This is a genomic window from Streptomyces sp. NPDC048419, from assembly GCF_043200415.1.
Classification (GTDB): domain Bacteria; phylum Actinomycetota; class Actinomycetes; order Streptomycetales; family Streptomycetaceae; genus Streptomyces.
In genome coordinates this window covers 1-13,995 of record NZ_JBICXT010000001.1, presented here as the reverse complement: position 1 = coordinate 13,995, position 13,995 = coordinate 1, and the positions used below count along the sequence as shown (strand labels likewise).

General features: G+C 67.4%; 10 protein-coding genes and 3 pseudogenes. 7 read left to right on the top strand and 6 right to left on the bottom strand.

Features of this window, described 5'->3' with window-relative positions; all coding sequences use genetic code 11:
• Positions 1-5: 5 nt before the first annotated feature.
• Positions 6-1,244 carry an IS256 family transposase gene (locus tag ACGFYN_RS00065; RefSeq protein WP_393863410.1) on the bottom strand — a complete coding sequence of 413 codons (1,239 nt, stop codon included), beginning with the start codon at positions 1,242-1,244 and terminating at the stop codon, positions 6-8.
• A 260-nt stretch (positions 1,245-1,504) separates the two neighbouring features.
• Here ACGFYN_RS00065 and ACGFYN_RS00060 point away from each other — a divergent pair.
• The 6 genes and pseudogenes from ACGFYN_RS00060 to ACGFYN_RS00035 form a co-directional block, all read left to right on the top strand.
• Positions 1,505-2,119: pseudogene (locus ACGFYN_RS00060) on the top strand (IS110 family transposase); the annotation flags it as partial.
• A gap of 2 nt (positions 2,120-2,121) precedes the next feature.
• Positions 2,122-3,151: pseudogene (locus ACGFYN_RS00055) on the top strand (IS1380 family transposase); the annotation flags it as partial.
• 523 nt (positions 3,152-3,674) lie between these two features.
• Positions 3,675-4,817 (top strand): GNAT family N-acetyltransferase, encoded by a 1,143-nt coding sequence (locus ACGFYN_RS00050; protein WP_393863409.1) that lies wholly within the window; start codon positions 3,675-3,677, stop codon positions 4,815-4,817.
• A 14-nt stretch (positions 4,818-4,831) separates the two neighbouring features.
• The gene (locus ACGFYN_RS00045; protein ID WP_393863408.1) at positions 4,832-6,004 is read left to right on the top strand and encodes an acyl-protein synthase; all 1,173 of its coding nucleotides are present in this window, start codon (positions 4,832-4,834) and stop codon (positions 6,002-6,004) included.
• Complete coding sequence (locus tag ACGFYN_RS00040) at positions 6,001-8,520, top strand: acyl-CoA reductase (protein ID WP_393863407.1); 2,520 nt, start codon at positions 6,001-6,003, stop codon at positions 8,518-8,520. The genes ACGFYN_RS00045 and ACGFYN_RS00040 overlap by 4 nt, the downstream gene beginning before the upstream one ends.
• Positions 8,521-8,730: 210 nt before the next feature.
• The gene (locus ACGFYN_RS00035; RefSeq protein ID WP_393863406.1) at positions 8,731-10,005 is read left to right on the top strand and encodes a phenylacetate--CoA ligase family protein; all 1,275 of its coding nucleotides are present in this window, start codon (positions 8,731-8,733) and stop codon (positions 10,003-10,005) included.
• A gap of 1,354 nt (positions 10,006-11,359) precedes the next feature.
• Here ACGFYN_RS00035 and ACGFYN_RS00030 read toward each other — a convergent pair.
• Both ACGFYN_RS00030 and ACGFYN_RS00025 read right to left on the bottom strand, forming a co-directional pair.
• On the bottom strand, positions 11,360-11,509 hold the full coding sequence (locus ACGFYN_RS00030; RefSeq protein WP_393863405.1) for a hypothetical protein: 150 nt from the start codon (positions 11,507-11,509) through the stop codon (positions 11,360-11,362).
• Between the two features lie 7 nt (positions 11,510-11,516).
• Complete coding sequence (locus ACGFYN_RS00025; protein WP_393863404.1) at positions 11,517-11,885, bottom strand: hypothetical protein; 369 nt, start codon at positions 11,883-11,885, stop codon at positions 11,517-11,519.
• A gap of 47 nt (positions 11,886-11,932) precedes the next feature.
• Here ACGFYN_RS00025 and ACGFYN_RS00020 point away from each other — a divergent pair, with 47 nt between their 5' ends.
• Complete coding sequence (locus tag ACGFYN_RS00020) at positions 11,933-12,253, top strand: transcriptional regulator (RefSeq protein ID WP_393863403.1); 321 nt, start codon at positions 11,933-11,935, stop codon at positions 12,251-12,253.
• Positions 12,254-12,377: 124 nt separating this feature from the next.
• Here the strand turns inward: ACGFYN_RS00020 and ACGFYN_RS00015 are convergent, their stop codons facing one another.
• The 3 genes and pseudogenes from ACGFYN_RS00015 to ACGFYN_RS00005 form a co-directional block, all read right to left on the bottom strand.
• The gene (locus tag ACGFYN_RS00015; protein ID WP_393863402.1) at positions 12,378-12,581 is read right to left on the bottom strand and encodes a cold-shock protein; all 204 of its coding nucleotides are present in this window, start codon (positions 12,579-12,581) and stop codon (positions 12,378-12,380) included.
• 508 nt (positions 12,582-13,089) lie between these two features.
• Complete coding sequence (locus tag ACGFYN_RS00010) at positions 13,090-13,677, bottom strand: transposase (RefSeq protein ID WP_393863401.1); 588 nt, start codon at positions 13,675-13,677, stop codon at positions 13,090-13,092.
• Positions 13,678-13,735: 58 nt separating this feature from the next.
• Positions 13,736-13,963, bottom strand: a pseudogene (locus tag ACGFYN_RS00005) (IS110 family transposase); the annotation flags it as partial.
• Between the last annotated feature and the right edge of the window lie 32 nt (positions 13,964-13,995).

The following is a 13,995-nucleotide window of genomic DNA, read 5'->3' as shown; positions in this document are numbered from 1 at the left end:
TGAGGCTATGCGGTGAGTTCGGCGGGCAGGGCGGGATCGTCGCTTTCTGACTCGATCGGGTGGCGGCGGGCTTTGGCCAGGAGTTCGATGCCCATGTAGCGGCGGGCGTCGGTCCATTCGTCGTTCTGCTCGGCCAGTACCGCGCCGACCAGACGGATCACGGCGGTGCGGTCGGGGAAGATCCCGACGACGTCGGTGCGGTGGCGGATCTCCTTGTTGAGGCGTTCTTGCGGGTTGTTCGACCAGATCTGCCGCCAGATCTCCCGCGGGAAGGCCGTGAACGCGAGCAAGTCCGCCTGGGCGGCATCCAAGTGGGCTGCGGCTTTGGGGAACTTGGCCTCCAAAGCGTCCATCACGTGCCTCATCTGAGCCTGGACCGCGTCGGAGTCCGGTTGCTCGAAGACGGTCCGCAGCGGTGTCGCGACCCAGGGCTGAGCGGACTTGGGGACCTGGCTGAGCAGTGCGCGGGCGTAGTGGGTGCGGCACCTCTGCCAGGACGCGCCTGGCAGGGTGGCGCCGATCGCGTTCACCAGGCCGGTGTGGGCGTCGGAGATGACCAGTTGGGCGCCGGACAGGCAGCGGGCGGTCAGGGAGCGCAGGAAGGCGAGCCAGCCGGCGCGGTCTTCGGCGGTGGCGACGTCGATGCCGGGGATCTCGCGGTGCCCGTCGGCGTTCACGCCGACCGCGATGAGCGCGTGGACGTTGACGATGTGGCCGCCCGCGCGGACTTTCTGGGTGAGGGCGTCGACCCAGACGAACGAGTAGGGGCCGGCGTCCAGGGGCCGGTTGCGGAACGCGGCGACCTGCTCGTCCAGATGTTTGGCCATCGCGCTGACCTGGGACTTCGATAGTTGGGTGACGCCGAGGGACTCGGCGAGTTTCTCGACTCGGCGGGTGGAGACGCCGAGCAGGTAGGCGGTGGCGACCACCGAGATCAGGGCCTGTTCGGCCCGGCGGGGCCGTTCGAGGAGCCAGTGCGGGAAGTAGCTGTCCTGCCGCAGTTTGGGGACGGTGAGTTCGACCGTGCCGGCGCGGGTGTCCCACTCGCGTGGGCGGTAGCCGTTGCGGTGGTTGACGCGCTCGTCGCTGACCTGGCCGTATTCGGCGTTGCAGAGGGCGTCGGCCTCCACGGACATGAGCGCGTCGGCGAACGTCTTGACCATCGCGCGCAGCAGATCCGCACTCGCCGCGGCGAGGTTGTCTTCCGCGAGGGCATGCAGGGGCAGACTGTCTGGTGCGGTCATCGTGCTGATCTCCTTCGAGGCTTCGACACCTCGAAGATCAGCCGGTGGCCGTTCATCTATCGCGGGCACCATCCCGATGCCGGAGCAAACCCCGGATCAGGTCGAACCCGTACACCACTTCCCTGGACGCAACCGACCGAGGCCCCTGTCGATCGCTCGAGACACGAACGGCTCATGAGATGGCGTGCCTGGAGCACTTCTAATAGAGCGCCGCGTGCTCCGCGTGGGACTGACCTGCAGATTCGTACGGAGGTACAGGGTTGAACAAGATCTTCTGCGGCATTGACTGGGCGGAGGGGCACCACGACATAGCCTTGGTCGACCAGGACGGAACCCAGGTGGCCAAGCTACGGATCAGCGATGACAGCGCCGGCTTCCACGCGCTCATAGAGCTTCTGACCCGGCACGGTGACACTGCAGAGGATCCGATTCCTGTCGCCATCGAGACGCCACGCGGGCTCCTCGTCGCCAGCTTGCGGGCCACTGGCCGTCAGATCTACGCGATCAACCCACTTGCCGCAGCCCGCTATGGCGATCGCGGCAGCGTCTCGCGCGCCAAGTCCGACGCGGCGGACGCCCGGGTTCTGGCCAACATCCTGCGGACCGATCGGCACGCCCACCGTCCCTTGCCCGACGACAGCGAGGCCGGGCAGACCGTCGCCGTTCTGGCCCGCGCACACCAGGACGCGATCTGGGACCGGCAGCAGATGATCAACCGGCTCCGGTCACACTTGCGCGAGTACTATCCGGCCGCCCTCACGGCCTTTCACGGCACTGGCAAACCCGGACTCGACTCACCACGCGCCCGCGTGATCCTGACCGCCGCACCCACGCCGGCCGACGCCGCCAGACTGACCCGCAGTCAGCTGCGCGCGCAGCGCTGACCGCACTGCGGCACGCCCGTGCTCAAGTCCGCGAACGTGTATGGGGACTGGCCGGTGACGCGGCGCCGGAGGCGTCCGGGCAGGTGGTCGTGGACCTGGACGGGGTGCTCGTCCTCGCGCATTCGGAGAAGCAGGATGCGGCCGCGACCTGGAAGAAGACCTTCGGGCACCATCCGCTGATGGGGTTCGTCGCCCACGGCCGGGGCGGGTCCGGGGAGCCGGTGGCCGGGCTGCTGCGGCCTGGGAACGGGGGCAGCAACACCGCCGCCGACCACATCGAAGCCGCCCGCCTGGCCCTGGGGCAGCTGCCGAAGAGATACCGACGGGGATGGCAGACGCTGATCCGCACCGACTCAGGCGGGGACTCCCGCGAATTCCTCGACTGGCTTTCCGCCCGCGGCCTGTGGCTGTCCTACTCGGTCGGCATGACCATCACTGACGCTATCCACGCCGCTGTCCTGGAGGTCCCCGCATCGGCCTGGACGCCGGCCGTCGAGCCCGACGGCGAGATCCGCGACGGCGCCTGGCTGGCCGAACTCGACGGCGAATGCCTCAAGGGCTGGGCATGCGGCTGATCGAAACGGCCGCACCCTGGTGCCCAGTTGCGCTTCACCGACGCCGAGGGCATGCCCCTGACCTGCTTCGCCACCAACACCAAGCAACACCCCGATCGCCGAGCTGGAGCTGCGGCACCGCCAGCGGGCACGCGCCGAGGACCGCATCCGCGCCGCCCGCGCCACCGGCCTGCGCAACCTCCCCTCCACGACGCCGCACAGAACCGGATCTGGCTGGAGACCGTCCAGATCGCCCTGGACCTCCTGGCCTGGATGCCCTTGCTCGCCCTCACCGGCCAGACCCGCCAATGGGAGCCGCGCCGCTTGCGACTGCGGCTCTTCTCCGCGGCCGCTCAACTCCTCACCACCGGACGCCGCCACATCCTCCGCTTCGCCAGGCACTGGCCCCTGGACCTGCGTGATCACCGACGCCCTGCAACGACTCACGGCGGTGCCGAACCCCGGCTGACCAGCAACTTCCCGCCCCTACGAGCAGCAGCACCCCCGACCGGAGCCGTGGAACCCGGCGCCCACCCGACGCGACAGACAGGGGGCCACCAACCTGCCCACCGGCAGGATTCTCCGCCCCGAAACAAGCCGAGAGGGTCCGCCAGCAAGCTGACGGACCCTCATGCAAGATCGAGGCCAGAGACCTCACCATGTGCAAGTTTCGTTTTGTAATAAACGAATTGACTCCTGCCTCTTCTGTGATCCTTGTCGCACACCGTATTTATTGCGCCAGTTCACCGCCATCTCTGTGATCGGTGCCCTGTAAATCGCGCTAACGTGGAGTACGCCGGTCGCCGACGAGGGCAGGCTGGCTCCATTGTTCCTCTTTGGCGGTGTCCCACGCACCGCAGCATCGCGCCGCTTTGACCATCCTCAGAGCGGTGCAGAGCGGGCTCCTTGAACAGGTCGCCCGCACGTCATCGGCTAATTGCGGCGACCCGTGAAAGATCCGCGGGTGGAGCCGTGCCCATAAGGAGGTTGTATTGGCGCTCGAATTTTCCGCCGCGAGCGACGACGATATCGAAGGGCTACTTCAGCTTTACCGTCTCGTCTACGGGCGTGACTACGCGCTGCCGCTGGGAACCGACCCTGAAGTGATGGCCCTGGAGATCGCTTCACCTCTGACGACCTGGCTGGTGGCCAGGCACGCTGGAACGGGACAAGTGGTGGGGTCGATCCTCGGGACGATCGACCCGGTCAACCGGCTCGGCAAGATGCAAGGGCTCGTCCTCCACCACGCCGTACGCGGATCCGGGGCCGGTCAACAGGCGGTCCGTCAGCTCGCCGAGTCCCTACTGAGCGGTGATTTCCCGGCTGACTCTGTTTATGCCACCGCTCGCACCGTCACAGTTGCCCCGCAGCGGAATTGCCTGCGCAGCGGTTTTCGTGCGCTGGGGATCTTCCCCAATCTGCGTAAGGCGGCACACCACGAGACCATGGTCCTCCTTGCCCGGCACCGCCCAGGAGTATTGGATCGGCGTCGTGCCGTGCCCGCTGTACCCAAAGAACTCGGCGGTCTGGTAGCAGCGTTGGAGTCTGCAGGGTTCCCGACCGACACCGAATTCGTCAGTGAGCCCCTGCCGCAACTCTACGCGCGTCGCACCCCGGACCGGGAGGTGGAGCTGCTCGACGCGCCGCAGTTCGTGCAGCGTCGCTTCGCCGACACTGTGCCTGATCCGGCCCAGCGTTTTTACCCATTCCACGCACCCAACGTCCTGCTTGCGGCGACTGACGGCGCGTACGAGGTGTACGCCCAGCTCAGCCGCTCCGACGGCTACTGCACGCTGATCGGCACAACACCCGGCTTCGCGGCCGTAGGCGCGGATCTCGAATTCGCCATCCAACGGCTCGGGGAGTACGGCGCGTCGTACATCGAGACACTCGTTCCCCTCGATTGCCTCACAGAGCTCCGGCAACTACTCGCATGCGGCTTTCTGCCGGCGGCTGCCTATCCAGCGATGTGCCGGAACGGCACGAGTTTCCGGGACTACGTGGTAATGGCCCGCACCCTTGAGCCGCTGGACTTCCGTGGCCTTTCGATCGACGCTGCCTTCAGGCCTTTCGTCGAGCAATACATCGACCTGTGGAAGCTGCAATACCTCAATACTCGCGAGGTTTTCCAATGAACCGGGATGTGTCAGTGAACCGATATCTCCGGCCCGTATCCGTACCCGATTCGGACGCGCTCGCCCACGTGCAGCGTCTGTGCGACATCGCCGAGCCTTACGCCGCGGGCGATGAAGTCGACCGGCTCTTCATTGCCGCAATGAACGAGTCGAACGCCTGGCATGCCGCACGTTCACCGTTCTTCGCCAGTCTCCTCACCGCCGGTCAGTTGGCCAATCGTCCTATGGAGAGCACAGCAGATCTGGCGCGGCTGCCATACGTGCACGCCAACTTCTTCAAGGGACATGAGGTCATGTCCGTACCACCTGAGGAGGTGAAGGTACGGCTCACATCTTCGGGCACCACGGGCCAAAAGTCCCAGATGTTCTTCGACGACTGGACGCTCGGCGCAGGGCAGCGAATGGTCGCACGGGTCTTTGACCACTACGGGTGGCTCGACGAGGAGGAACCCGTCAACTACCTGCTCTCCAACTACCAGCCGCGGCCCGGTCTCGATCTCGGTACCTCGTTCACCGACGAGTACCTGTGCCAGTTCACGCAGGTGCAGTCTGTCGAGTACGCCCTCAAACACACTGGCAGCGGCCACGAGTTCGATCCCTTCGGCTGTATCAGGGCCCTCGTGCGCTACGCCGAGGAGGGCGCTCCCGTCCGCATCCTCGGCTTCCCCGCCTTCCTCTCCTTCGTACTCGACCGGATGCGTGAGCTCGGTTTGCCCCAACTGAGGCTTTCCCAGCAGTCGTTGGTGGTGTTCGGTGGTGGCTGGAAGGGCCACGCGGACCAACAGATCGCCAAGCCGGAGCTGTACCGGCGCATCCATGACCAGCTGGGCATCCCCGACGAACGCATCCGCGACGGGTTCGGCTCCGTGGAGCATTCGGTGCTCTACATGGAATGCCCGCGCCACCACCTGCACGTTCCCACCTGGTCACGCATGTTGGTGCGCTCGGTAAAAAACCTGGAACCGCTGCCCCACGGGGAGCCCGGCTACGCCCAGTTCATCTCTCCGTACATCACTTCGGTTCCCGCGCAGTCGGTGCTCCTGGGGGACCTGGTCTCGCAGCATGCCCCCGAGGAGTGCGGCTGCGGGCTGGCCACCCCGTGGTTCACGGTGCATGGCCGAGCCGGACTGAGCCGCAACCGCAGCTGTGCGATAGCCGCGGCCGAACTACTCAAGGGAGCCTCATGACGAGCGGTCAGGAACATTACTGGCAGGGCGAATGGATCGACGAGGCCGAGGCGGAGCGCCGCCTCGACCAACTGGACGACTTCGCCCGCGACGCCCTCGCCAGGCCCTTGAGCGCACTGACCGTGCTGTCAGCCTGCGACCGCCTGGCCACTGCTCTCACCGACCCCGCCAACCCGTTCACCGGGCGCCTGACGAAGCGGATGCGTGAGGATGGCTTTGCCGGGGGCGAGGTGACGCACACTTTGCGGGAAGTTGCCGCGGCCTTGGGGCGGGAGGCGCTGGAGACCAAGCTCATGCGCGAGCTCGGCGCCATCGACCCTGGGCGCCTCGCCCGCTTCGACCTGCGGCGCGAAGTGTATGAGGCGTGGCTGCCCCTGGGGCTCCTCGTCCACGTCGCTCCGGGCAATGCCCCTGCCGTCGGCGCTCTCAGCGTGATCGAAGGGCTCCTCGGCGGAAACGTGAATGTCGTCAAGACCAGTGGCTCCAGACGCTTCACCCATGACCTGCTCGCCGAGCTCGCCCGACACGATCAGACGGGGCGCATCGCCGAGCGGATCGTGGTCCTCGGCTTCCCTTCGTCCCGCACCGCCTGGCTGGAGCAGCTGTGCGCAGCTGCTGACGGTGTGGCCGCCTGGGGAGGTGAGGAGGCCATTGCCGGTATCGCCGCGCTGGTGCGGACCGGATGCCGACTGGTCGACTGGGGACCAAAACTGTCCTTCGCCTATCTCACTGCCGATGCCTGGTCGTCACCCCAGGTGCTGCAGGGCATCGCCGCCGACGTCTGCCGGCTCGACCAGCAGGCGTGTTCCAGCCCTCAGGTGGTCTATCTGGACACCCACGAGGAGAACGAGGTCCTCGCCTTCGCGGAACGTCTCGCCGCAATCCTCGCCGAGTCCGTAGCGGCCTCGCAGCCTGCTCAGCCGAGCTTGCTGGAGAGCGCCGAGATCACCAACACGGTGCTGGTGACCCGGCTCGAGGAACACCTGGGCCTGACCCGGGTACACGCCGCAGACGACGGCAGCTGGCACGTGCTGGCCGATCTCCGCAGCGCGCTTAGGGCCTCCCCACTGCATCGCAGTGTGTGGGTCAAGCCGCTGCCACGGGAGCGGATCGGAGAGGTGCTGCGCCCGATGCGCCACTACCTGCAGACGGTCGGCATGGGCGCGAGCCGTACCGACACAGCGGTACTGGCCACAGCGGTACTGGCGGCCGGCGCCCAGCGCGTGACGGTTCCCGGCCAGATGCTGTCCAGCTACAACGGCGAACCGCATGACGGCGTGTACGCGCTGCAGCGGTACTGCCGCCGGGTCGACGCGCAGCTTGACGGCAGGTTCGCCACCGATGCCTGTCTCGACGATCTCGTAGGCGCCCGAGACCTGCTGCCGCCGCCCGTGCAGATCACCCCCAAGGCGGAGTTCGAGCGACTGCAGGGCGATGTGTCGCGCGCCGAAGTATTCTTCCGCAGCGGGGGTTCCTCGGGCGCGCCGAAGCTGTCGGCGTTCACTTGGGACGACTACCACGAGCACATGCGGTGGGGCGCCGAGGGTGTGCTGGCCGCGGGCTTCGATCCGTGCGGCGACCGGGCGATGAACCTCTTCTTCGGCGGGCAGCTGTACGGCGGCTTCCTCAGCTTCTTCTCCGTGCTGGAGCAGTTGCGCGCCGTGCAGCTGCCGATGGCAGCGCAGGACGACCACGCGATGGTGGCCCGCGCAATCGTGGAGCACGAGGTCGACACACTGTTCGGCATGCCCAACTACCTTCTGCGCGTCTTCACCGAGGGCGAGAAGGAGCTGCGGCGGGACGGCAGGGTACGGAAGATCTTCTACGGCGGTGAGCACTTTCCGCAGCGTCAGCAGGTATGGCTGCGGCGCGAGTTCGGAGTCGAAGTGATCCGTTCGGCCGCCTACGGCAGTGTGGATGCCGGTCCGCTCGGTTACCAGTGCAGCCACTCTCCGGCCCGGGCACACCACCTCTTCAGCGGCCTGCAGACTCTGGAGATCCTCGATATGGAAGAGGACCGGCCGGCAGCGGCGGGCGAGACGGGCAGGCTGGTGTTCACCGCGCACACCCGGCGCGGGCAGAGGCTCGACCGCTACGAGATCGGTGACCTGGGGCGCTGGATGGAAGGCGACTGCCCGTGTGGGCGTCGTACCCCCCGCTTCGAGTTGCTGGGACGGTTCGGTGACATCTTCCGAAGTGGCAGCCACTTCCTGAATTATCGGCGCTTTGTCTCAGTGGCCGAGGAGGCGCTGGACCACCACGGTGCTGTGCAGGTCCTGCTAGATGAGGACGCTGGGAGCGAACGGTTGACCCTGCGCTTGGAGGGCGACGCCGGGGAGCAGGATGCGGAGGTCGCAAAGATCTTCCTCGACAGGTACCCGCAGCTCAGCGATGCGGTGGTACGTGACGGACTGCTCAGGTTCGACGTGGAGCACGCCAGGCACGACTCCTTCGAGCGAACGGAGGCAAGCGGCAAGCTGCTCGCGGTCGTGGACCGGCGCGAACGCAACCTTTGACAGAGATCAATCGAGCAGCCGTGCCACCGGCTGGTAACGGCACGGGGGCGGCCGCTCATCGACAAGGGCAGCACGGTCTCGGGGACTCAGGCACCGCATGCACGCCCGTGCTCGGCAAGCTTCTCGAGGTCCATACGACGGCGGCAGGATCGAGGCCGCACGTCGTGTGCCACACCACATGACAGACCCGCAAAAGAAAGTTGAGCAACGTTGAACGACCGCCGGATCGCTGAACTCATAGCCTTCGTACGGGAACACTCGCCCTTCTACCGGGATCTCTACGCGGACCTGTCCGGTGGAACGTCGAATCTGGCTGCTCTGCCGATCACCGACCACACCGCCTACTGGGCCTCGCACGGCGTGGAGAGCAGCCGCCTGTTGACCGGCCCCCACATCGACGGCCCCGTCTTCCAGAGCGGGGGGACCACAGGGTCGCCGAAGGTGTCGGTTTACACGCGCGAGGAGTGGCAGGGGATGTGCCGCAGCTTCGGCACCGGACTGCCCGCATCGGGCCTGCGCGCCGGAGACCGCGTGGCCAACCTCTTCTACGCGGGTGCGCTCTACTCCAGCTTCGTGTTCACTTTCGGTCTCCTGCACGAAGCACCCGTCCCCACAGTCCAACTGCCCATCGCAGGATCGGCGCCACTGGAGTTCACCGTCGCCGCTCTGAGTGACTTCTCCGTCAACGTCATTGCCGCGCCGCCCACTGCGCTGTGCCGCCTCGCACGTCACGTCATCGACACTGCTGGTTCGCTGCCCGGCATCCGTCTCGCCCTCTACAGCGGCGAGGCCATCTACAACGACCAACTCGACCTGCTCGCCGAGGCATTTCCCGGAATCACCGTGCGCTCGATCGGCTACGCCAGCGTCGACGCGGGGGTACTGGCCACTCCGGTGCCCGGTGTGACCGACACCCGCGTGCACCAGGCCCTCACCGCCGACAAGGTGGTCGAACTGGTCGACCCGGAGACCGGTGAGCCTGTCACTCGACCTGGCCGGCCGGGTCGAGTGGTCGCCACCGACCTCGCCCGCCATCTGATGCCCGTCATCCGCTACCCGGTGGGGGACATGGCCGAGTGGACGGACTATCCGCGCCGTCGCTTCCGACTCCTCGGCCGTGCGGAAGAAGGCGCCAGAGTCGGCGTGGTCACGGTCTACCTGGAGGATCTGCGGACCGCACTGGCCGCTGTGGACGATCACGGGCTGATCGCCGGCATGCAGGTCGTGCTCCGCCACCGAGACGGGCTGGACGAGCTGCTGCTGCGCCTGGCGAGCGACACCCCATGCGGTGCGACACACCGGGCCGACCGCGAAGCGCTGGAACTTGCTCTCACCGGCAAGCTCGCTGTCCAACGGCCCATGTTCTCCGAGGAAGTGGCACTCGGGAAGGTGCATCCGCTGGCCGTGGAGTGGGTTGAGCCGGACCGCCTCACAGTCAATGCGCGCACGGGCAAACTGGTACGGCTCCTCGACGAGCGGATATAGAGGTTGTCTGCCATCACCCGACGCGTCGGGTGATGGCGTCGCCAATACTGAGTGGCCTGTGCAGGTGCGTATCTGCCATGGCGCAACAGCCGGATGATTCGGACCTCCAGCAGCAGCGGGACCAGGACTCGGTGCTTGCAGCCCGGCGAGGACTCGTCGCGGAAATGAGGCACATCCCTAACGGGGGCCGACGCCACGCCAAGGCCAAAGCGGGCGCGGGGCTGGCAGTCAGGGCACGGCCTTGGGACTGGTGGGCTCGCATGTTGAGGTGTCGCGCATTCCTCGGTGAGGTCGGTCCTGGCGTCACCGTGAGTGGTCGCCGGGGCGTATCGGGCCCAGGTTCCTCCGGCTTCGGTGACCAGTCGGGTGGCGGTCTCGTCGTGGTAACCGAGGGCCTTCGCGATGACGGGGGCCGGGGCCTGGAGGACGAGTTGCCGGATCGCGGAGGTCCCGCCGCGCTGCGGAGGGACGCCGATCTCCCGCAGGTGGACTTGGTGGCTGACCGGGTTCATCGGCTGTCCGGGTGGCGGCCGGGGAAGAACACTGTGAGCTTCTGCTGCAGGCGTAGAGCAGGTGCCGGCAGGACTGGATGCATGCCCGCATGATGTCGGCGACGGGTTCCGGAAGCGGAGACGGCGGGTTTCCCAGCCGGACGGTGACGGTGGTCCCGTCGTCGAGGACGTCGTCGACCGTGAGGCGGACGATGCGGGGAACGGGCTGGGCGTAGAGGAGGATGAGCGCGGCGGCGACCCGGGCCCGCAGGGGCAGGGAGTCATCGTTGAGGGCCCGCTGGAGAATGGCGAGTCGGCGATGCTGATGCAGCGGCGCTTGGTCTTGGCTGATGAACTGGGGTGGCAGGGTGAGGCGGGACATCCGGTTCGTCTTCATGCACCAGCGCAGGAACGTCTGGGCCGGGCGCCGGGTGGCCAGCTTCTCCGTGTGCCAGGCGTCGAGGTCGGCCTTCAGGCAATGTTCGATAGTGCGGCCCCTCGGTCGGCAAGCCAGGTGAGGAAGGCGCCGGCCTGGGTGATCTCCTGTTTCGTCTGGCTGGTCTGGGAGCGTCCCAGCGGTCCCTTCTCCGCCTTGCTGCGTAGGCGCCGCATCTGGTGCCAGATGGCGAAGTGCTGAAGGTGCCGACGGTGTTCGGGGTCCTCGACGTGGCGAGCCGTTCGGTCAGCAACGCTGGTAGAGCATTAGCTGCCGGTCGACGCGTGGCAGGACGCCGCTGTCCATCAGCAAGTCACAGGTGGACGACGGTTCGCCAGGGTGTTTCCTGGTGCAGCCCGTCGTGGGTGAGCGGGATGGTGCCGGTGGCCAAGCCCCACAGGAGGCGGACGACGTTGGGGTTGCGGAGCTAGATCAGGCGGCTCTTGGGCCGGTCCATCTCCAGCAGGGCAGTGACCAGCGGTTGCAGTGGAGGAGCGACACGGCCGGTGCTGTCGCCGAGGAGGCGGCCGAGGGTGTCGGCGAGGGTGCAGCGTTCGCAGAGGCGACCGCCGAGCAAGGGCCCTTCAAAGCCGCAGCGGTCGCAGAAGAAGTCGCGGGCGATGCCCGCGCAGTCGCGGCAGACCGGTGCACCAGCATCGGTACTGCTGTGCGGGACAGGGCGCACAGGCTGCTTCGAAGGCCCCCGACAGGTGAGTGGGCTGGGCCGGGTCTTGGGTGGACTTGTCGTCCACCAGCGCGCCGTCACCGTCGACGTGGTGGACGCGAGCCAACCGGCTGTCGAAGATGACGATCGGCAGCGCCCCGTCCGGCGTCTGTCCGATCGACGCCGCCTCCGGCGCGGCCACCACCGTCGGCAGATTCACGTCCGGCGTCATGAACGTCAGCGCCGGCAGAGCCGCCCGGCCGGGCCGGTGACGCTGTTGCGCGCCCACGCCCGAGCCCGAGCCTGGACCCGGGCGACGCCTCCTGCGCCGCCGCCATGCTGCACGCCCTGGCCGCCGCTTTCCGGTTTTTGATCCTTGCCCGGCTGGTCGAGGGCCGCTGTGCGTCCACCGGGCCCGGTGAACGCGGTGGCCGGGGAGCGGTCGGTCTGCTGCCACGGTTACCTCTGCTGCGCATCCTCGGTCTGATGACCGGCACGCGCCGGGGCCGTTTCGTGGTGTACGCGCGCTACGGCAACCACGGCGTCGGACTTCTCGGTGCGGCCCTCTGCCACGTTAAACATTGCCGGCTTGGCGTCCCCGGCGCACGCGCCGAACGGGACGATGGGTGCTGTGAGGCAGACCGGTCTGCCCGGTGATCCGCCCCGGGGGGTCCTTTGGGGTCGGGTCGACGATCCGGCCGTGGCTGGTGGGTCTGTCGGCACCAGCGGCGCGGCCCGGCATCGTGTGGTGTGGTTGCCGGGCCGTGCGGGAGCGGTGCGATCAGAGGGGGCGGATGTTTTCCGCCTGGGGGCCCTTTTGGCCCTGGGTGACGTCGAATTCGACCGTCTGGCCTTCCTGCAGTTCGCGGAAGCCCTGGGCGGCGATGTTGGAGTAGTGGGCGAAGACGTCGGGGCCGCCGCCTTCCTGCTCGATGAAGCCGAAGCCCTTTTCGCTGTTGAACCACTTGACGGTGCCCTTGGCCATGGCCGTCTCCTTCGAGGGAATGTGGGCCCGCACCCTGCGTGCCCGGGAGGTGATCGCCCTGGTCCAAAGAGAGACGTCGAAACGCAAGAAACGCCCGTGATGGCGATCACGGGCGAACGGGACTTCGGAACCACGACTGCTGGATCACGACGCTACACCCGGCGGGTGGCAGCCGCTAGCGAGACGGCGCCGGGCTCAGTGCCCGGCGTGTCGGGGAGTTCCCCAAGGAGGTCGCCCGCGTGTCGGACGTCATCAGCCTGGACGGCTTCGACGTCACCTTCGACGGCCGCCTGTCCGCAGCCAGTCAGTAACCGTCAACTACCCCAGTTACATTGCTTGTTTGATAGTTCCTGACTGCGCGCCAGTTGAGGTGTGCAGCTCTTCACCGGCGAGGCGCCGCGGTCTCTGTCGGGTGGTGGAGAGTCCGGGCTCCAGGGCCGGCCCCTGGCCCCCCCCTTGCACCGCTGAGGTATCCGTCAGTGCGCTGGGGGGTGCCTCTATGAAGCTTCTATGTCCCGTCAACCCCCGTTTTCGCCGCGGCGGCGTGGTTGAGGTGGCGGTAGAGGCGTCGGGCGAGGTAGCGCTTGAGACAGCGGCGGATCTCGCGGTCTGTCTTGCCTTCGGTCCGGCGTCGGTCAGCGTAGGCACGGGTTTGAGGGTGATGCACCATGCGGACCATCGCGATGACGTTGAGAGCGCGGTTGAGGCGCCTGTCGCCTCCGCGATTGAGGCGGTGGCGAGTGGTGTTGCCCGAGGAGGCGGGGATGGGGCTCACTCCGGCGAGGGCGGCGAACGCGGCCTCGTCGCGAACCCGTCCCGGGTGGGACCAGGCGACCAAGACGGTAGCGGAGGTGACGGGACCGATTCCGGTTTCCTCGGCCAGCCCTGCGGCAGGGCTGGCGTCCACGAGCTCGCCTATCCGGATCATGTTGTCCGCGATTTCGCTGTCAAGGGCGAGGATCCTCTTGGCGAGCCGGATGGCCTCGGTGCGAGCCGTCGTGGTGCCAAGGTCCTCCTCGCGGGGGCGCCAGCGGGCGATTTCGCCGACCTGCCTGGTGCCGAGGGGACGGCGGGCATCGATGCCGAGGTTCGGCAATGCGCACGAGGGCGGTCAAGGCGTTCACGGCCCTGGTCCGCTCGCTGGTGAGCCCGTCCCGGGAAGTGAGCAGGATCTGGGCTGCGGCTCGGACTCCCGCGTCCATCCGCGGAGTTCGCAGTTGTTCTTCGGGGAGCGGGAGCACTGCTGCGGCTATGCGCTGGGCGTCGATCGGGTCGGATTTGCCGATGCCGCGGCGGCCGGCGCGGCCCATTCTGGCGGCTTCAGCTACCTGGTAGCCGGCACGTGTCGTCTGGCGGGCGATCTGAGCCCCGTAGCTGCCCACACCTTCAATGACCCACAGAGCACCGAGATCCC